This is a genomic window from Rathayibacter sp. VKM Ac-2759 (assembly GCF_009834225.1).
Taxonomy (GTDB): Bacteria; Actinomycetota; Actinomycetes; order Actinomycetales; family Microbacteriaceae; genus Rathayibacter.
The window spans coordinates 423,160-441,029 of the sequence record NZ_CP047176.1 but is presented as its reverse complement, the minus strand read 5'-3'; the positions used below and the strand labels follow the sequence as shown (position 1 = coordinate 441,029).

The following is a 17,870-nucleotide window of genomic DNA, read 5'->3' as shown; positions in this document are numbered from 1 at the left end:
GAGCCCCTCCCCCGAGGGCGCCGCGTCAGTCGTCCCCGGTCCCCTCGGAGACGACCGACCACGGAGTGCGCAGCGCGCGTTCCGCGAGCGGACGCCGATCGCCGACGATGCGCACGTCGGCGGTGGCCGCGGCGTCGGCGGCCGACGCTCCGGCGACGAGCCGCAGCGGTCCCGGCTCGACGGCGAGCGCGCCGTCCTCCCCCGTCGCCGCCAGTCGCGCGGCGTCGACGTGGAAGTGCACGCTCAGCCGCTCGCCCGCGCCGACTCTCACGCGCGCGTATCCCAGCAGCTGGGCGGCGGGGCGCACGATCGGCGCCGACGGGAACGTCATGTACAGCTGCACGATCTCGACGCTCGCCTCCGCGTCGTTGCGGATCGTCACCACGGCGTCGAGCGACCCCTCGGTGCTGAGCGTCGCGGGCGCGTCGAGCGACTCGTAGACGATGTCGCCGCGGGTCAGCCCGAAGCCGAACGGGTGCAGAGGAGTGGTGTCGAGCGCCGAGATGCCGGGGTTCGAGCGCCCGAGCGACGGCTGCAGGTAGGTCGTGGACGCGGACGGGTGGCGCGGGATCTGCACCGGCAGCCGCCCCGTCGGCGCGACGCGGCCCGAGAGCACGCCGGCGACCGCCGCGGCTCCGTCGGCTCCGGGGAAGAACGCCTGCACGACGCCGCGCGCCGCGTCGAACGCGCCCAGGGCGTAGGGCCGGCCCGACAGCACGACCAGGATCGTCGGCACTCCCGTCTCGAGCACGGCCTCGACGAGGGCCTCCTGCGAGCCCGGCAGCCGGAGGTCGGCCGCGTCGCAGCCCTCGCCCGAGGTGCCGTCGCCGAAGAGCCCGGCGATGTCGCCCACCACGACCACGGCGACATCGCTCCCGCGCACCGCCGAGAGGGCCTCGGGCAGAGCCGAGGCGTCGTCGGAGGTGATCGCGCCGCCGACCGCGAAGCGCACCCGCTCCTCGCCGAGTTCCTGGCGGAGCGCCGTGAGCAGGGTCGGGATCTCGATCCCGAGATCGTGTCCGGGGTGCTTGGAGAGCACGTGGTTGGGGAACGCGTAGCAGCCGATGAGGCTCCGGAACTGATCCGCCGCGGGCCCGACGACCGCGACGGTCCCGGAGGCGAGCAGCGCGAGGGCGTCGTCGTCGCGCAGCAGCACCACCGACTCCTCGGCCAGCCGCGCCGAGATCGCCCGGTTGCGCGGGCTGTCGAGGTCGACGCTCTCGGCGCCCGGGGGCACGAGCGGCGCACCGTCGAGGAGCCCGGCCTCGAACTTGTGGCGGAGGTGGCGCTCGACGGAGCGGTCGAGGTCGCGCTCGTCGACGACCCCCTCGCGGACGAGTCGCGGCAGCTGCCCGTACGCGGCCGTCGTCGGCAGCTCGACGTCGAGGCCCGCCCGCAGCGCGAGGCGCCCCGCGTCGGCCGTGTCGGATGCGACGTGGTGCATCGCGTGCAGGAACGGCACGGCCCAGTAGTCGGCGACCACGGTGCCCTCGAAACCCCACTGCTCGCGCAGGATGCCCGTCAGCAGGTGGCGGTTCGAGCTGCTCGGCACCCCGTCGACATCCGTGTACGACGTCATGACGCTGCGTGCGCCCCCGTGCCGCAGCGCCGCCTCGAACGGAGGCAGCACCGTGTCGGCGAACTCGCGCGCCCCCATGCTCACCGGAGCGTGGTTGCGGGCGCCGCGGGAGGCGGCGTAGCCGGCGAAGTGCTTGAGCGTCGAGATGATCCCGGCGCCCTCGAGCCCGGCCACGTAGGCCGCGCCGAGCTGCGACACCAGGTACGGGTCCTCGCCGAGCGTCTCCTCGACGCGGCCCCAGCGGTAGTCCTTCACCACGTCGACGACCGGCGCGAGCCCCTGGTGGATGCCGAGGGCGCGCATGTCCGAGCCGATCGCCTCCGCCATCTCGCCGACGAGGTCCTCGTCGAACGTCGCGGCCCAGGCCAGCGGAGTCGGGAACGCGGTGGCGCCGTACGCCGCGAGGCCGGTGAGGCACTCCTCGTGCGCGATCGCGGGGATCCCGAGCCGCTGGGAGCGGACGACCCGCTCCTGCAGCTCGCGGAGGCGGCGGACCCCCTCCGCGACCGTGACCGGCTCGGTGCCGAAGACCCGGGTGAGCTGGCCGAGGCCGCCGTCGAACGGGTCGGCGGCCACCTCCGGCCCGCCCTCGAGCTTCGGGGCGAAGTCGTCGGCGGAGTCGGTGAGCCAGATCGAGCCGAGCTGGGCGGCCTTCTCCTCGAGCGTCAGCTCGAGGGTCAGCAGGCGGGCGCGCTCGGCCGGAGGCAGAGTGCTGTCCCGCCACCCCAGCCCCGGCGGGCTGCTCCCGGGCGGCGTGGTGACGGCGTTGTGCAGCATCAGCCCTTGAACGCCCCGTCCATGATCCCCGACACCATGCGGCGGCCGACGAAGAAGAAGGCGATCAGCAGCGGCAGCGTGGCCATGAACGATCCGCCCATCGCCAGCGCGACGTCGATCGAGCGGTTGGCCTGGAGCTGCTTGAGCGCGATCTGCACGGTGAAGAGCTCCGGCGACTTCAGCACGATGAACGGCCACATGAAGTCGTTCCAGACCGCCGTGAAGGTGATCAGCCCCAGCACGAACGCGGCCGGCCGGACGACCGGGAACGCGATCCGCCAGAACAGCTGCCACGAGTTCGCACCATCGATGCGCGCGGCCTGGATCAGCTCGTCGCTGACCGTCGTCGACATGTGCTGGCGCATCCAGAAGATGCCGAAGGCGCTCGCGAGCCCGGGCACGATGATCGCCTGCAGCGTGTCGACCCAGCCGAGCCACGACACGATCAGGTACTGCGGGATCACGCTGAGCTGCGCGGGCACCGTCATCGTCAGCAGGACGATGAGGAACAGGACGTTGCGCCCGGGGAACTGCAGCTTGGCGAACGCGAAGCCCGCCATCGCGCAGAGGATCGCCGAGAGGACGGCGACCGTGAGCGACACGAACGCGCTGTTCACGAGCGAGGCGATGAACGGCACCGTGTCGAAGACCTTCTCGGCGACGGCCATGAAGTTCGTGCCCGGGTACAGGCGCGGCGGGATCGACGTGACGGCCGTGGCTCCCACGGACGCGACGACGAACATGTAGTAGAGCGGGAACACCGAGACGACCACGGCGAGGCCGAGGAACACGTACGACGGCCAGCCGACTCCGCCGCCCTTGCCGCGGCGCCGGGGCGGCTTCGCGGAGGACACCGTCGGGGCGAGGGCCTGCGGAACGGCCTGATCGATCACATCGGACATCAGACGGCCGCCTTCCGGGTACGGGTGGAGAGGTAGAAGTTGATCAGCGAGACGACGACGACGATCACGAAGAGCACCACGCCGATCGCGGAGCCGTAGCCGAACTTGAACTGGCTGAAGCCCTGCTCGTAGAGGAACAGCGCGAGGGTCTGGCACTGCCGCCCGGCCCCGCAGGTGAGCCCCGATTCGGGGGAGGCGAGCAACGGCTCCGTGAAGATCTGCAGACCGCCGATCGTCGACATGATCACCGTGAAGACGATGATCGGGCGCAGCGCCGGGATCGTGAGGTGCCGGAACTGCTGCCAGCTCGACGCTCCGTCGACCGAGGCCGCCTCGAACATCTCGCGCGGCAGCGACTGCAGGCCGGCCAGGTAGAGCAGCGTGTTGTAGCCGAACCACCGCCAGAAGACCATCGCCGAGATCAGGATCCACGAGCCGTAGTTCGTCGCGAGGAAGTTGACCGACGGCAGCCCGAACAGACTCAGGACCCAGTTGATGAGCCCGAAGTTCTTGTCGAAGATCTGCGCGAAGACGATCGCGGTCGCGGCGACGGAGGTGATGTAGGGCACCAGCAGCGCCATGCGGAAGAAGTTCGCCCAGCGCAGTCGCGCGTGATTCAGCAGGTGCGCCAGGAACAGCGCGAAGAGCAGCTGCGGGATCGTCGAGATGAGGAAGATGCCGAAGGTGTTCAGCAGGGCGTTCCAGAAGCGGCCGTCCTGGAAGAGCATCTCGAAGTTCTTGAAGCCGACGAACGTCTGCTCGCCGATCGGGTTCCAGTCGAACAGCGACACGTAGAACGTGAAGAGGAGCGGGAAGAGCCCGAAGACGATGAAGATGAGGAAGAAGGGCGCGATGTACGCGTAGGGCGCGATCTGCTCCGAGAGCGAGTTGCGGATCCGCATCGCCTTCTGGATCGGCGCCTTGGGCTGCTTGCGCTGCCCGGGTCGGACTGTGGCTGTCGCCGTTGACACGTGGGGAACCTCCGTCGAAGAGGTGGCCCGGCGCTGGTCGCGCCGGGCCACTCGGGTGGGTGGGGCGATCAGCCGCCGATGGCCTGCTTGGCCGTGTCGAGCGCGGTGCTCCACGCCTTGTCGGAGGTGACGTTGCCCGACTCCAGCTCGACGAGCGTGTTGAGCAGCGCACCGTTGATGGCGGTCGTGTCGGGGCCGTTGTAGAAGGAGGGGAACTGCTCGACCGAGGTGGCCATGACCTCGCCGATCTTCGAGTCGCCGAAGAAGGGGTCGGTGTACGCGCGGACGGTGTCGCTGCTCACGGCGTCCTTCGCGGCGGGGAAGGTGCCCGACTGCGAGAAGTGGTCGGTCTGACCCTCGGCCGACATCATCGTCTTGATGTACTGCCAGGCGGCCTCGGGGTTCGCGGCGCGGGCGGGGATCGCGATGACGCTGCCGCCCCAGTTGCCGCCGACTCCGGGGACGCTCGCGACGCGCCAGTTGCCCGCGGTGTCGGGGGCGTCGGTCTTGATGCCCGAGAGGATCCACGACGGGGCGATGGTCACCGCGAAGGCGCCGTTCGCGCGGCCGGGAGCCCAGCCGGAGGACCAGGCGGCGATGCCGGCGCTGATGCCCGCGTCGTAGGTGTCGACGGCGACCTTGAACGCCTCCTCGACCTGCGGGTTCGAGTCGTAGACGACCTCGCCGTCGGGCGAGTAGTACTTCTCGGAGACCTGGTTGACGGTCGAGAAGAAGACGCTGGTCTCGATGTTGTCGACGAACGGCTTGCCGGTCGCGGCCGTGTACTTCTCGCCCATGGCGATGAAGGCGTCCCAGTCGCTCCACATCGCGGCGACCTCGGCGGGATCGGTCGGCAGTCCGGCCTGCTCGAAGAGGTCGGCGCGGTAGGCGAAGCCGAGCCCGCCGACGTCGGTCGGGATCGCGACGACGGAGCCGTCCTCGGCGGTCGCGGCGGACGCAGCCCAGTCGAGGTACGCGTCGGCGACGTCGTCGCCGCCGAGCGTGCGGAGGTCGAGGAAGTTGCCCGGGTTGGCGACGAACTGGGGCAGGTCGTCGTTCTGGATCATGACGAGGTCGGGGACCTTGCCGCCGGCGAGCGCGGCGGTGAGGGCGGTCGCCGTCTCGACGGTGCTGCCGACCTCGGTCAGCTTGACCTTCGCGTCGGGCATCTTCGCGAGGTACTCGGCGACGTTGTCCTTGGCGTTGATGCCGGTGTACGACCAGAAGGCGACCTCGGCGTTCGGGTCGTCGCTCGTCGAGCCGCCGCCGCCCGAGCATGCGGCGAGGGTGGCGACGGCGAGCGTGCCACCGGCGACCGAGATGAATCCGCGGCGCGTGAAGGCCGAGCGCTGGAAGAGGTTCGTGTGCGTCACTGCAGTGTCTCCTTGATGTATCGGGATGTGCGGCCCCGCTCAGCAGCGAGCGGGAAGCGATGAGGGGCATGGAAATACGGGTCGATCGACGGATCGACGAGGAGGGCCTCGGAGCGGGGAGCGGGTGGTCCCGGCCGGTGAGGTGGCGGAGGCGGTGCGGGTTCGCGCCGACTCCGCGGAGGATCAGAGGTCGACTGCTGCGTGCGGGCGACGCGGTGCGCTCGGAGGAGCTGCTGCGGGCATCAGGCTGCGTGTCACGACAAGTCCTCTTCATCGGGGATCTGCTGGAATTCCTCGGAGCCCGGGGCTCCTAGAGAACGATCTCTTGGGCGCCACCGTAGCCGCCTCGAGAGCCGCATGCAAGCGACGAACGCGACTCGTTACCGCGACGTGAGATATCGATCTCCCCTAGTATTCAAGGGAAGTTTCGCAAATCGGACGCGATCGGCCCGCGGGGAGTCCTCCCCGTGGGAATCTGGAGATCGAGGTCACGGCGCCCCGCCGCGCCTCGCCCGCACTCCTCGTTCAGAAGGAAGCAGCATGTCTCGACCCACGCTGGTGGACGTCGCCCAGGCGGCGGGCGTCTCACGCGCCACGGCCGCGCGCGTTCTCGCGGGCGGCACGAACGTCGACGTGCGGATGTCGGCCGCGGTCGAGCACGCCGCCAAGCAGCTCGGCTACGAGGCCAACAGCGCCGCACGGATGCTCCGCGGCGGCCGGGCGGGAGCGATCGCCCTCATCGTCGCGTTCAACGAGCTCGACAGCCTCACCGGCACGTTCTTCACCTCGGTGCTGAAGGGCGCCGCCAAGGGGCTCTACGCCGGCGAGGTCCAGCCCGTCCTCCTGCCCGCCGATCACGACGACGGCGACCGCATCCCCAAGTTCCTGCGCTCGCGCGCGGTCGACGGAGCGATCATCATCCTGCAGCACGAGATCACGCACCTCGCTCAGGCGCTCGTCGACTCCCCCGTCCCGATCGCCTGGGTCGGCCGCCCCCGCGTCGCGCTCGCGCCCGACGCGATCGTCGTCGACTCCGACAACTACGGAGGCGGCAGGCTGGCCGCGCGCGCCCTGGCCGACGCGGGGCGGCGCCGCCTGGGCATCATCGCCGGCCCGCACGACATGGAGCCGGCGCGCGACCGCATCCGGGGCTGGCGGGACGAGCTCTCCGAGCTGGGCATCGACCACAGCCCGATCGTGCACGGCGAGTTCACCCTCGAGAGCGGCTCGGCCGCGATGGCGCGCCTCCTGCAGCGCCACCCCGATCTCGACGGCGTCTTCGCCTCCTCCGACCTGATGGCCAACGGCGCGATCCGCGTGCTGCAGGCGTCGGGCCGCCGCGTGCCCGCCGACGTCTCGGTCGTCGGCTTCGACGACGTCGTGGTCGCGACCACCTCCGATCCGACGCTCACGACCGTCCGGCAGCCGCTCGAGGACATGGGGCGCGTCGCCGCCGAGACGGTGCTCGCCGTCGTGCAGGGCCGCGAGGTCGACCGCCAGCCGATCCTCGCCACCACCCTCGTCCAGCGGGAGTCGGCATGACCCCGCCGCGGCCGCACCGGCTGATCGTCAGCACCGATGCCGCCAACGAGGCCGACGACCAGTTCGCGATCGTCCAGGCCCTGCTGACCACCACCCTCGACATCCGCGGTCTCGTCTCGGCCCACTTCGGCGGCCCCGGCAGCCGCGACGCCTCGCGCCGGGAGATCGATCGCACGGTGGGCCTCTCCGGAGTCCCGGCGCCGGTCCTCGACGGCTCGGCCGACCCGCTCCCCGACGAGCGGACGGCCGCCCCCTCCGACGGCTCCCGCCTGATCGTCGACGAGGCCCTCCGCGACGCCGGCCGCCTGTGGATCGCGGTGCTCGGCCCGCTGACCGACGTGGCCTCGGCGCTCCTCGAGGAGCCCTCGATCGCCTCCCGCGACGTCGTCGTGGTCTGGGTCGGCGGCCCTCCCTACGACGAGATCCCGTCGTACCACCCCGAGTTCAACCTCATCAACGACGTCGCGGCCGCGAACGTCGTCATGGCCTCGGGAGTCGCCCTCTGGCAGATCCCGATGCCGGTCTACTCGATGGTCGGCATCGGCCACGCGGAGCTGCGGACCCGGCTCGGCGGGACCAGCCCGCTCGCCGACTACCTCGTCGACCAGCTCATCGCCTTCAACGACACCATCGACTACGGTCCGCTCGACTTCCGCTCGCTCGGCGACAGCCCCGCGATCGGCGCGGTGATGAACCCGGCGGGCGGCCGCTGGCGCTCGCGCCCCGCCCCGCGCTTCTCGACCTCCGGCGACCTGCTGCCGACCGCCGGCCCGCACCCGATCCGCGTCTGCGAGGCGTTCGACACCCGCTGGCTGATCGAGGACCTGATCGCGAAGCTGCGCGAGTTCGGGGCGCGCTGAGCCCGACTACTCGGCGACGAGGCCCGTGACCAGCGCGACCGCGACGATCGCCGCGGCGACGGCCCCGATCGCGCGCCATCGGGAGCCGACGGCGACGAGGGCGGTGGCGACGGCGACCGCCACCATGCCGAACGGAGTCGCGACGGCGACGGTCAGGCGAGCGGTGCCGTCGGGATCGAACGGGATCGCGACGATCGAGACCGCGACCGCGGTCAGAGCGACCAGCACCGGCGCGAGGAGCGGCGCCAGGACGCGCGGTGCTCCGAGCCTGCGCTGAGTGCCGACGGCGACTCCGCCCGCGAGCGCGCCGACCACCGCGGCGGTCGTGATCGCCACCCAGCCTGACGCCGGCGCGCGGCCGTCACTCGCCCAGCCGACGACGGAGGCGAGGTACAGCAGCGCGATCACCGCCGCGCTGACCAGACCGATCAGGGTGCCCGGTCGCGCGACGGTGCGGAACCGCATCGCGCTAGAACCGCGAGGCGACGTCGTAGAGCACGTCGTCGTCGCCCGCGTAGATCCCCTCGGCGCGCGGCCAGTGCGAGATCACGTCGGTGAAGCCGAGCTCCTCGGCCCGCCCGGCCATCTCGTCGAAGCGGGCGACGCTCTCGAGCGAGAAGTGCGGACCGGAGTCGAGGGAGAGGTGGCGCTCGAGCGAGCGCGGGTCGCGGTCCACCGCCTCGAGTGCGTCGTCGAGGCGGCGGCCCAGGGCGGAGACGGCCGACCACCACTCCTCGCTCGTCGTCCCCTCGGGTCCGGTGGTGACCCAGCCCTGGGCGCGCTCGGCCACCAGCGCGAGCCCCTTCGGGCCGTTCGCGGCGAGTACGAAGGGCAGGCGCGGCCGCTGCGCCGGCTCGCCGACCATCCGGGCGCCGCGGGCCGTGAACCAGTCGCCGTCGATGTCGATGCCTCCGGATCCCGGGGTCTCGTGGCGCAGCAGCTCGTCGATGGCGGAGACGAACTCCACGTAGCGCTCGTGCCGCTCGCGCGGCGAGTACGCGGGCTGGCCGAGCACGCCGGCGTCGAAGCCGGTGCCGCCCGAGCCGACGCCGAGCACGAAGCGGCCGCCGGAGATGTCGTCGAGGGTCGCGAGCTCCTTCGCGAACGGCACCGGGTGACGGAAGTTCGGCGAGGCCACGAACGTGCCGAGGCGGATGGTCTCGGTGACGACGGCGGCCGCGGTCAGCGTCGGGACGGTCGCGTGCCAGACCTGGTCGGCGAGCGAGCGCCACGACAGGTGGTCATAGGTCCACGCGTGGTCGAAGCCGAGGCCCTCCGCCGACTGCCACTTGCGGCGGGCGCTGGTCCATGGCTCCTGCGGGAGGATGACGATTCCGTGGCGCATCGTCCGAGTGTAGGAGACACCCTTCGGACGGGGACCGTCGCTGTCAACAGCGCATTCGCGACACCGCCTCCGGGCAGAGTGAGCAGATGGCGGACAGGAACGGTCGGATGGACGAGCTCGGGCGGCACGTGAAGCTGATCCGGTGGCGCAACACCCGGAGCGGGTGGGTGACGGAGGTCGCGATCGGGCAGGTGGAGGCGCGGGACGTCGACGGCTGGCTCCTCGATGTCGCGGGCACAGCGGTGCGCTACGACGCGAAGGAGTGGTCGGTCTTCCGCAGCTGACTCCCACCCGACATCTCGAGCCGGCCCCGCGGGAGTCGCCGCCCTACGCTGTCGCCATGAGCGCAGCGCACGACGACGGCCCGTTCTTCCACGGGACCAGGGCCGGACTGCGGATCGGCGATCTCCTCACGGCCGGCTTCCGCTCGAACTACCGGCCCGAGGTGGTGATGAACCACGTCTACTTCACCGCGGTCGTCGCCGGCGCGGGTCTCGCCGCCGAGCTCGCGCCCGGCGAGGCGGAGCCGCGGGTCTTCGCCGTCGAGCCCACCGGGGCGTTCGAGGACGACCCGAACGTCACCGACAAGAAGTTCCCGGGCAACCCGACCCGGTCGTACCGCAGCACCGAGCCCCTCCTCATCGTCGGTGAGATCACCGACTGGCCGCGGCTGACTCCGGAGGCTCTGCGCTCCTGGCGCGAGCGGCTGGCGGCCCTACGCGCCGACGAGCGGGGCGCGATCATCAATTGACGGGGATGCTCCGGCGAGAAGGGTCGGGTTCAGGGCGCTCGGCCGGGCGGGCGCGTCAGAACGGCGGCGGTGGATCGTCGAGCAGCGGTGGTGCGGGCGGTCGTCCGGGGAGCGCGACCGGTCGGGTGGTCGCGCGTCGGCCGGTCGGGGTGGTCCAGTCGGCGGTCCCGTCGGGATGGAGGACGTAGGTCCAGCGGTCGCCGTGTCGGACGTGGTGGTGGCTCGTGCAGAGCGAGGCCAGATTGTCGAGGGCCGTCTCGCCTCCGTTGCGCCACTCGATCGTGTGATCCGCCTCTGCGGAGGACGCGGGCCGGGTGCACCCGGGGAAGCGGCAGGTCTGGTCCCGCAGCTGGAGGTGGAGGCGCATCTGCGACGGCGGGACACGGTGGGTGCGGCCCACGGAGGCGACGAGGCCGGTGTCGGGGTCGGTGAGGATGCGCGTGAAGGAGGCACCGACTCCGACCAGTTCGCGCGCGACGTCGGCGGGGATGGAGCCGTAGCCGTCGAGGTCGGCGGGAGCGTCGTCGGCTCCGGAGGCGGCGCTCGCCGCGAGCGTCAACCGCACCTCGGCGCGCACTCCCGGCACGAACGTCGGAGCGGCCGCCGAGCCGTCGCCGGCCGGGGTGGTGCCCGCGATGTCGCCGTCGCAGAGCAGATCGGCGAGGGCGTCCGCGCGCAGTTGGCTGAGCGTGCGCTCGTCCGCGGTGCGCTCGTCGTCCGTGCCGACGCCGTCGCGATCGCCCGCGCGGAGGGCCCGGGCGATGCGGTCGAGACGGCTGTAGGCGCCCATCACGACGGTCGCCGGGAGCAGCGCGCTCAGCGTCGCCATGCCGTCGATCCTCGGACCGACCCAGACCGCGCGATCGGCGCGGGCGCGGGCGTGCCGCGCGGCCAGGGGGTCGTCGTGCAGTTCGTCGCGCATCCGTGCGACCGCCCGGCGCAGCTGGCCCGGGTTCGTCGTGAGCGCGACCTCGATCGCGCGCGCATCCAGCTCGCCGCGTGCCTCGGCGGGCAGGGTGGCGGCGGTGTCGCAGATGGCCTCGACCGCCTCCCACAGCAGCCGCCCCTCCGCGAGCGCGGCACGCGTGAGCGGCAGATCCTCGAACAGGAGCCGCGCCAGCTCGAGGTTCCGCTTCACCATCCGCTCCGTCATCCCCTGCCCGACCGCCAGCTCTGCACGGATCGACCGCTCCACCAGCTCCTGCGACTCGCTGCGGGAGTAGCGGCCGCCCCGCGCGAACGCGTCCGGGATCTCGAGCGCCGCGCGACGCGCGAGGTGGAGCGCCGTGGCCCTCGTGAACAGCAGCTGCGCCGAGGAGAAGCCCGCACGCGCGGCGAGCTCGGTGAGCGACTCGACCGCGCCGAGCTGCGCCTCCACCGACCCTGTTCCATCCATACGGGAATCGAAGCAGGGATCACCGCTCCCCGACCGGCCCCACCGCCGGAACCGGACGACTCACGCCCGAGACGCACCTGTGGAGGAAGCACACCGCCCCTACGGCAGCAGCGGCAGACGGTCCACGAGCTTGGCGATGCGGTTCTTCGGCCCGACGAGGCTGACGGCGAGGTAGTCGAACTCCTCGATGGTCGCCACGACGGACCGGTAGTCGTCGTACACGCGGATGGCCTGCGCCTCGGCGGGCATGTCGGCGACGAACGTGCCGTCGTGCGCCACTGCCTTCGCCCGGATCGCGCGGAGGGTCGCCGCATCGGCCGCGAGCACGGTGCAGCCCACCCAGGGGATGCCCGGGTGCGTCACACCGGACGCGTCGGGCGTCGACGGCCCGAGGAGCCCCGCGACGCCCGCGGAGGTCGCCGCGCTCACGCAGATCGCGGCGTTGACGGCGCGACCCGCGGGCAGTGCCTCGTCGACGACGACGACCCACTTGAGCCGCGCGGCGCGCGTCGGTGCGGAGGTGTCGATCTCGTCGGGCGCGAAGCCGACGGCGGGGTGGGCGTGCTCGGTCATGGGTCTCCTCGAATCGTGCGGCGTGCGCACCGAAAGCTAGGCGACACAGCAACCGCACCGCAGGATGTCCGTATGAACGACCAGTGGAACGCCCGCGGAGCCGCGTTGGACGAGCTCGACATCCGGATTCTGCGCATTCTGCAGTCGGATGCACGGATGACGAACCGCGACCTCGCCGCCGCCGGCGGGATCAGCCCGACCACCGCGCTCGACCGCACGAGGAGCCTCCGCGCGCGCGGCGTCATCGTCCGGGCGACGCTGTCGGTCGATCTCGCCTCGATCGGTCGCGGCGTGCAGGCGCTGATCGCCGTCCGCATCCGGCCGCCGTCGCGCGAGGTCATCGAGTCGTTCCGCGACTGGGTAGGCGGCCTCGCCGAGACGGTGGGCGTGTTCGTGACGGCCGGCAACGAGGACTTCATCCTCCACGTGGCCGTCCGCGACAACGACGACCTGTACGCCTTCGTCATCGACGAGCTGACCCAGCGCCGCGAGGTCGCGGATGTCCGCACCTCCGTCGTCTACCAGCACCTGCAGGAGCACGTCGTGCTGCCACTGGACGACGCGCGGAGGGGCCGCACGCGCTGACGACCGGTGCGCGCCTCGAGACGCGCCACTTGCGGGCGTGAGACCGACCCCCGCCGCGGAGGAAACTGTTTCACAACGGCGTCGTTGACCGCTCCGCCCGTCCGCACCTAGGCTGCCAGAGCGCAGAAACACAGAGAAACCGTTTCGTCGCCGCGCCACCCCCGCACCCCGATCGGATCCGCCATGACCGTCATCCCGTTCACCTCCGACTGGACGGTCAGGGCCCCTCGCGGACCGTTCGCCGCCGCGCAAACGGGCGCCGACGGCGACTCCGTCGCGGTCACGCTCCCGCACGACGCCCTGCGCGACGCCGAGCGCTCGGCCGGCGTTCCCGGCGGAGGCAGCGCCGCCTACTACCCTGCCGGCGCCTTCAGCTACCTCAAGTCGTTCGAGGCGCCCGCCGAGTGGGAGGGCCGGGTCGTCCGGCTCGAGATCCAGGGCGCGTTCCGGCACGCGATGGTCTTCCTCAACGACGAGTTCGTCGGCAACCGGGCCGACGGCTTCGCGCGCTTCTTCGTCGAGCTGACCCCGTTCCTCCGCTTCGGGGCGGCCAACACCCTGCGGATCGAGGTGCGTTCGGGGCAGGACACGCGCTGGTACGCGGGCGCCGGGCTGCACCGGCCGGTGCTCCTGCACGTGGACGAGGCCGTGCACATCGAGCCCGACGGCGTGCGGGTCACCACGGTGCGCGTCGAGGACGACCAGGCCGTCGTCGAGGTCGCCACGAGCGTGGTCAACCGCGGCCTCGTCACCGCGCACCGCACGGTCGAGACGAGCCTCGCCTCCGGAGCGCTCGCGGTCGAGAGCGACCGGACGCCCGTCACCGTCGCCCCCGGTCGCACCGCGGTGGTCCGCCAGCGCCTCTACGTGCAGCAGCCCGCGCTCTGGAGCGTCGACGCGCCGCACCTCTACACCGCGACGACGACGATCGGCGAGGAGGCGGTCACGACGGTCCACGGGATCCGCACGGTGACCGTCGACCCGCGCAAGGGGCTGCGGATCAACGGCGAGCCGGTGCTGCTGCGCGGCGCCTGCCTCCACAGCGACAACGGCCCGTTGGGTGCGGCGTCGATCGCGCGCGCGGAGTACCGGCGCATCGAGCTGCTCAAGGAGGCGGGGTTCAACGCCCTCCGGACCGCGCACAACCCGGCCTCGCCGGCGATGCTCGACGCCTGCGACCGCCTCGGGATGCTCGTGATGGACGAGGCGTTCGACATGTGGGCGCGCGGCAAGACCGACTACGACTACGCGCTCGACTTCGCGCAGTGGTGGCGGGCCGACCTCGAGTCGATGGTCGCGAAGGACTACAACCACCCCAGCGTGATCATGTACTCGATCGGCAACGAGATCGTCGAGGCCGGCACCCCGCACGGAGCCGTCCAGGCCCGCGATCTCGCCGAGCACGTCCGCTCCCTCGACCCGACCCGGCCGGTGACGAACGGGGTGAACGCGGCGCTGACCGTCCTCGACGAGCTGGACGACATCCTCCGGGCCGAGCAGGGGCTCAACGAGCTGATGGGCGAGTCGGGCGCCGACATGATGAGCGCGATCGGCTCCTCCGACGCGGTCACCCGCCGCACCGCTGAGTCGAGCTCGGTGCTCGACGTGCTCGGCCTGAACTACGCCGACGGGCGCTACGCGGCGGATGCGGAGGCGTTCCCGCACCGGGTGATCGTCGGCTCCGAGACCTTCCCCTCGCGGATCGGCGAGCTGTGGCCGCTGGTGCTCGCGAACCCGAACGTGATCGGCGACTTCACCTGGACCGGCTGGGACTACCTCGGCGAGGTCGGCATCGGCGCCACCTCGTACGCCGAGGACCCGGCGGCCAACGGCGCCCTCGAGCGCGAGTTCCCGTACCTCACCGCCTGGTGCGGAGACCTCGACATCACCGGCAGCCGGCGCCCGGTCTCGTACTACCGCGAGATCGTCTGGGGCCTGCGCGCGGAGCCCGCGATCGCGGTGCTGCGCCCCGAGCACCACGGCGACACGATCACGATGCAGTCGCCGTGGGCGTGGAGCGACTCCGTCTCCTCGTGGACCTGGCCCGGATCGGAGGGCGCCCCGGTGACCGTCGAGGTGGCGGCGGATGCGGACGAGGTCGTGCTGCTCCTGGACGACGTCGAGGTCGCGCGCGCGGCGGTCGGCGGGGTGCGGCCGATGCTGGCGAGCCTGGAGACGACGTACCGGCCGGGCGCGCTGACGGCGGTCGCCCTGCGCGGAGGCGTCGAGACCGGCCGATCGACGCTGCGGACGGCGACCGGCGCCGCGCGGCTCGTCGCCTCGGCCGACCGCACGGCGCTCGACGCGGGCGACGAGGACCTCGCGTTCGTGGCCGTCGAGCTGCGCGGCGAGAACGGGGTGCTGATCACGGGCGACGACCGCGCCGTCACGGTCGCGGTCGACGGAGCGGGCGTGCTCGCGGGCTACGGCACCGGCGCGCCGGCGACGACCGAGCGCTTCGACGCGACGACCCGGACGACGTTCGACGGGCGCGCGCTCGCGATCGTGCGGCCCACGGGGCCGGGCGCGGTGACGGTGCGGGTGTCGTCCGAGGGGCTGGCCGACGCGGTGGTCGAGCTGACGGTCGCCTGATCTCGAGCGCCGCCCCGCCCTCACGCCGCGAGCATCGCCCCGACGGCGAGCGCCATCAGTGCGGGCTCGAGGGCGACGAGGCGCTCGCGCGGCCCGGTGCGCCTGCCGAGCCGCGACACCGTCAGCAGCACGCCTCCGATCACGACGACTCCGCCCAGCGCGACGAGGACGAGGCCCGCGTCGAGCGCCGCGTGCACGTGACCGGAGCCGCCTCCCGAGTGGCCGACCAGCAGCGCGCCCATCGTGATCGCCGCGACTCCGCGGTGCGCGCGCAGACCGGCGTCGGCCCGGGAGCCGCCCCGCTCGGCGGCCACCGCCCACACTCCCGCGACGATCACCGCGACCGCCCAGACGAGCGGCAGCACCGCGCCGATCAGGGTGACGTCGAGCATCGCGGCGAGCATGACGAGCGACGCGATCCGCATCCGCGCGCGCCCCGGCCGGTGCGGGTCGGCGACGGTGCAGCAGGCGGCGAGCAGCGTCGACCCGAGCATCGCGGCGGTCAGGAGCGGGGGCACAGGGTCAGTCCGCGGCGTGGGCGCCGGCGTCTCCGCCGTGCCCGTGACCGTCATGCCCGTGACCGCCGTGCCCGTGACCGTCGTGCCCGGCGTGGTGCTCCGGGGCGCAGTGCGCCGATCCCACCACGGCCGGCACGTCGAGCGTCGGGTTGCGGTCGAAGAACCCGTCGGGCTTGAGCACGAAGCCAGCGGTGTCGACGGGCATGATCGGCCAGTCCTCGAGCCGCGGGAAGTGCGTGAGGCCGAAGGTGTGCCACAGCACGAGGTCCTGGCCGATCAGGGGCCGGTCTCCCTGCACGTAGGCGGGCAGGCCCGCGCCGCCCGGGTTCTGGTTCACGATCGTGCCCGCGGCCCACATCTCGTCGCGGTCGTACTGCGTCACCCACAGGTGCTTCGCCGAGAAGCCGGCGCGCGCGCGGGCGGAGGAGTCGTCGGCCGCGGCGAGGACGGGCCGGCCCTCGGGGTGCAGCACGTAGGCCGGCGCGTGCCCCATCCGGTTGGTCGTCTCGGTCGAGCGCACGCTCCAGACCCGCCCGACCGCGTTGTCGGCGAGGCGCTGCGCCCGGGCCTCGCTGTCCAGCGGGGTGACCCGGCGGCCGAGCGCGTTGCCCCACGGGTTGCCGGGGCCGGTCGGCACCCGCTGGATCTCGATCTCGTCGACCGCGTTCGCGACTCCGTCGACCGTCATGTCGAGGCGGGCCGAGAAGAGGTGCTGGTGGAACGGTGCGCCGAGGCCGGGGGCGAGCTCGGAGGCGTACGGGTAGTCGCCGCCGGGGTGGCCGGAGGCGAAGACGATGCCGGTGGCCTTGCTCTCCAGCTCGATGGTGCCGTCGAGCGAGAGGTACCAGTAGAAGCCGTAGTCGTAGTTGCCCACGGTGACGAAGAACGAGATCACGAGGCGGCGCTGGCGGCGGGTCTCGCTGGTGCCCGAGAAGTCGTCGGTGTGCTTCCACAGGATCCCGGCGTCCTCCTCGTGGATGCAGATCGCGTTGCGGATCGTGGTCGGCGCGCCGAGGTCGTCGACCACGACCGCGTCGAGGTAGCTGATCTCGCCGACGCAGTCGCAGCCGAGCTCGAGCGAGTTGGCGAGCCGGCCGAACTGGTACTCGCCGACGTCGAAGTAGTTCTGCCAGGCGTGGGTGGGGGTCGGGTCTCCGTAGGGCACGACCATCTCCGAGATCGAGCCGCGGTACATGATCGGGCGCTTGCGGCCCTGGTCCTCGAACGAGAGCTGGTGCAGCGTGAGCCCCTCCCGGCCGTTGAAGCCGATCCGCACCTCCCAGTTCTGCCAGCGCAGCACCGAGCCGTCGAGCTCGAACGAGACGCCCTCCGGCTGCGTGATGCTGATCGGCTTCAGCGTCGTCCGCTCCGGGCCCCGGACGGCCGGGTCGAGGTAGTCGCCCGACTCCTGCGGCACGTGCATCACGTCGGTCTCGACCACGCGGAGGACGCGGCCGTTCGACAGGTCGACGTGCGCGACGACTCCGTCGATCGGGTGCGCCCAGACGGAGTCCGTCGGGTACTCCTGCCAGAAGGCGAGCACCCGGTAGACGCGCACGCCGACCTCGTCCTCGTAGCCGTAGACCCCGGCCGAGAGCGGGACGGTGCGGACGCGGTCGAGCTCGGTGACTCCGCGGCGGGCCAGCGCGTCGACCCATCGCGGGTCCGACTTGACCAGCGCGTCGGCGGCGGGGAAGTCCTCGTTCAGCGAGGGCCCCCAGCCGGTGACGGCGGGGTCGAGGCGGTCGGCCGCGACGGATCCCGAGACGAGGTCGACGACGACCTGGGTGAGGGTGCCGGCGGCGAGGTCGGTGACCAGACCGGTGACCTCGCGCGGCACGGCGTCGCCGGGCGCGAAGGCGAGCACGGCGCTCTTGTGCGGCTCGCGGAGCAGCACCGAGGCGAAGCGGGTGGACTCGCCGACGAGTCCCGCCGCGTCGAGCGCCGCCCGGAACCGGTCGATCTCGGCCGGGTGCAGGGCGTCGAGCGGATGCGTCGCAACGGGCGTCCAGACGGCGAGGGCGGTGTCGGTGGTCGAGGTCATCATCTGCTCCAGAGTGAGAGGGAGGGAAGGAGGGAGGGGTCGGCGGGAGGGGTCGGCGGGAG

General features: G+C 72.2%; 16 protein-coding genes. 6 read left to right on the top strand and 10 right to left on the bottom strand.

What is annotated here, in order from left to right; translation table 11 throughout:
- Positions 1-25 precede the first annotated feature (25 nt).
- The 4 genes from GSU68_RS02020 to GSU68_RS02005 form a co-directional block, all read right to left on the bottom strand.
- Positions 26-2,356, bottom strand: a complete 2,331-nt coding sequence (locus GSU68_RS02020) for a glycoside hydrolase family 3 N-terminal domain-containing protein (RefSeq protein ID WP_159905460.1) — start codon at positions 2,354-2,356, stop codon at positions 26-28.
- Positions 2,356-3,258: a carbohydrate ABC transporter permease gene (locus GSU68_RS02015; RefSeq protein WP_159905459.1), complete on the bottom strand. Its 903-nt coding sequence runs from the start codon at positions 3,256-3,258 to the stop codon at positions 2,356-2,358. Before GSU68_RS02015 ends, GSU68_RS02020 begins: the two co-directional genes overlap by 1 nt.
- The gene (locus tag GSU68_RS02010; RefSeq protein WP_244259361.1) at positions 3,258-4,229 is read right to left on the bottom strand and encodes a sugar ABC transporter permease; all 972 of its coding nucleotides are present in this window, start codon (positions 4,227-4,229) and stop codon (positions 3,258-3,260) included. The genes GSU68_RS02015 and GSU68_RS02010 overlap by 1 nt, the downstream gene beginning before the upstream one ends.
- Before the next feature lie 68 nt (positions 4,230-4,297).
- Positions 4,298-5,602 (bottom strand): extracellular solute-binding protein, encoded by a 1,305-nt coding sequence (locus tag GSU68_RS02005; protein WP_159905458.1) that lies wholly within the window; start codon positions 5,600-5,602, stop codon positions 4,298-4,300.
- Positions 5,603-6,142: 540 nt separating this feature from the next.
- On the opposite strand from GSU68_RS02005, the gene GSU68_RS02000 reads away from it, so the two are divergent.
- Both GSU68_RS02000 and GSU68_RS01995 read left to right on the top strand, forming a co-directional pair.
- Positions 6,143-7,144, top strand: coding sequence for a LacI family DNA-binding transcriptional regulator (locus GSU68_RS02000; RefSeq protein ID WP_159905457.1), 1,002 nt, complete (start codon positions 6,143-6,145; stop codon positions 7,142-7,144).
- Positions 7,141-8,004 (top strand): nucleoside hydrolase, encoded by an 864-nt coding sequence (locus tag GSU68_RS01995; RefSeq protein WP_159905456.1) that lies wholly within the window; start codon positions 7,141-7,143, stop codon positions 8,002-8,004. Before GSU68_RS02000 ends, GSU68_RS01995 begins: the two co-directional genes overlap by 4 nt.
- Positions 8,005-8,010: 6 nt before the next feature.
- On the opposite strand, the gene GSU68_RS01990 is transcribed toward GSU68_RS01995, so the two are convergent.
- The gene (locus tag GSU68_RS01990; RefSeq protein ID WP_159905455.1) at positions 8,011-8,469 is read right to left on the bottom strand and encodes a hypothetical protein; all 459 of its coding nucleotides are present in this window, start codon (positions 8,467-8,469) and stop codon (positions 8,011-8,013) included.
- A gap of 4 nt (positions 8,470-8,473) precedes the next feature.
- Positions 8,474-9,349, bottom strand: a complete 876-nt coding sequence (locus tag GSU68_RS01985) for an LLM class flavin-dependent oxidoreductase (protein ID WP_159905454.1) — start codon at positions 9,347-9,349, stop codon at positions 8,474-8,476.
- A gap of 86 nt (positions 9,350-9,435) precedes the next feature.
- Between GSU68_RS01985 and GSU68_RS01980 the strand changes: the two genes are divergently transcribed.
- Positions 9,436-9,633 carry a hypothetical protein gene (locus GSU68_RS01980; RefSeq protein WP_159905453.1) on the top strand — a complete coding sequence of 66 codons (198 nt, stop codon included), beginning with the start codon at positions 9,436-9,438 and terminating at the stop codon, positions 9,631-9,633.
- Between the two features lie 56 nt (positions 9,634-9,689).
- Positions 9,690-10,100, top strand: coding sequence for an NAD(+)--rifampin ADP-ribosyltransferase (arr, locus tag GSU68_RS01975; RefSeq protein WP_159905452.1), 411 nt, complete (start codon positions 9,690-9,692; stop codon positions 10,098-10,100).
- 55 nt (positions 10,101-10,155) lie between these two features.
- On the opposite strand, the gene GSU68_RS01970 is transcribed toward arr, so the two are convergent.
- On the bottom strand, positions 10,156-11,496 hold the full coding sequence (locus tag GSU68_RS01970) for an HNH endonuclease signature motif containing protein (protein ID WP_159905451.1): 1,341 nt from the start codon (positions 11,494-11,496) through the stop codon (positions 10,156-10,158).
- A 99-nt stretch (positions 11,497-11,595) separates the two neighbouring features.
- Positions 11,596-12,069 carry a DUF2000 domain-containing protein gene (locus GSU68_RS01965; RefSeq protein WP_159905450.1) on the bottom strand — a complete coding sequence of 158 codons (474 nt, stop codon included), beginning with the start codon at positions 12,067-12,069 and terminating at the stop codon, positions 11,596-11,598.
- Positions 12,070-12,141: 72 nt separating this feature from the next.
- Between GSU68_RS01965 and GSU68_RS01960 the strand changes: the two genes are divergently transcribed.
- Both GSU68_RS01960 and GSU68_RS01955 read left to right on the top strand, forming a co-directional pair.
- The gene (locus GSU68_RS01960) at positions 12,142-12,654 is read left to right on the top strand and encodes an Lrp/AsnC family transcriptional regulator (protein WP_244259360.1); all 513 of its coding nucleotides are present in this window, start codon (positions 12,142-12,144) and stop codon (positions 12,652-12,654) included.
- 183 nt (positions 12,655-12,837) lie between these two features.
- Positions 12,838-15,246, top strand: coding sequence for a glycoside hydrolase family 2 TIM barrel-domain containing protein (locus GSU68_RS01955; protein WP_159905449.1), 2,409 nt, complete (start codon positions 12,838-12,840; stop codon positions 15,244-15,246).
- A 20-nt stretch (positions 15,247-15,266) separates the two neighbouring features.
- Here GSU68_RS01955 and GSU68_RS01950 read toward each other — a convergent pair whose 3' ends face one another.
- Both GSU68_RS01950 and GSU68_RS01945 read right to left on the bottom strand, forming a co-directional pair.
- Positions 15,267-15,764, bottom strand: a complete 498-nt coding sequence (locus GSU68_RS01950; protein ID WP_159905448.1) for a hypothetical protein — start codon at positions 15,762-15,764, stop codon at positions 15,267-15,269.
- Positions 15,765-15,768: 4 nt separating this feature from the next.
- The gene (locus tag GSU68_RS01945) at positions 15,769-17,808 is read right to left on the bottom strand and encodes a primary-amine oxidase (protein ID WP_208544629.1); all 2,040 of its coding nucleotides are present in this window, start codon (positions 17,806-17,808) and stop codon (positions 15,769-15,771) included.
- Between the last annotated feature and the right edge of the window lie 62 nt (positions 17,809-17,870).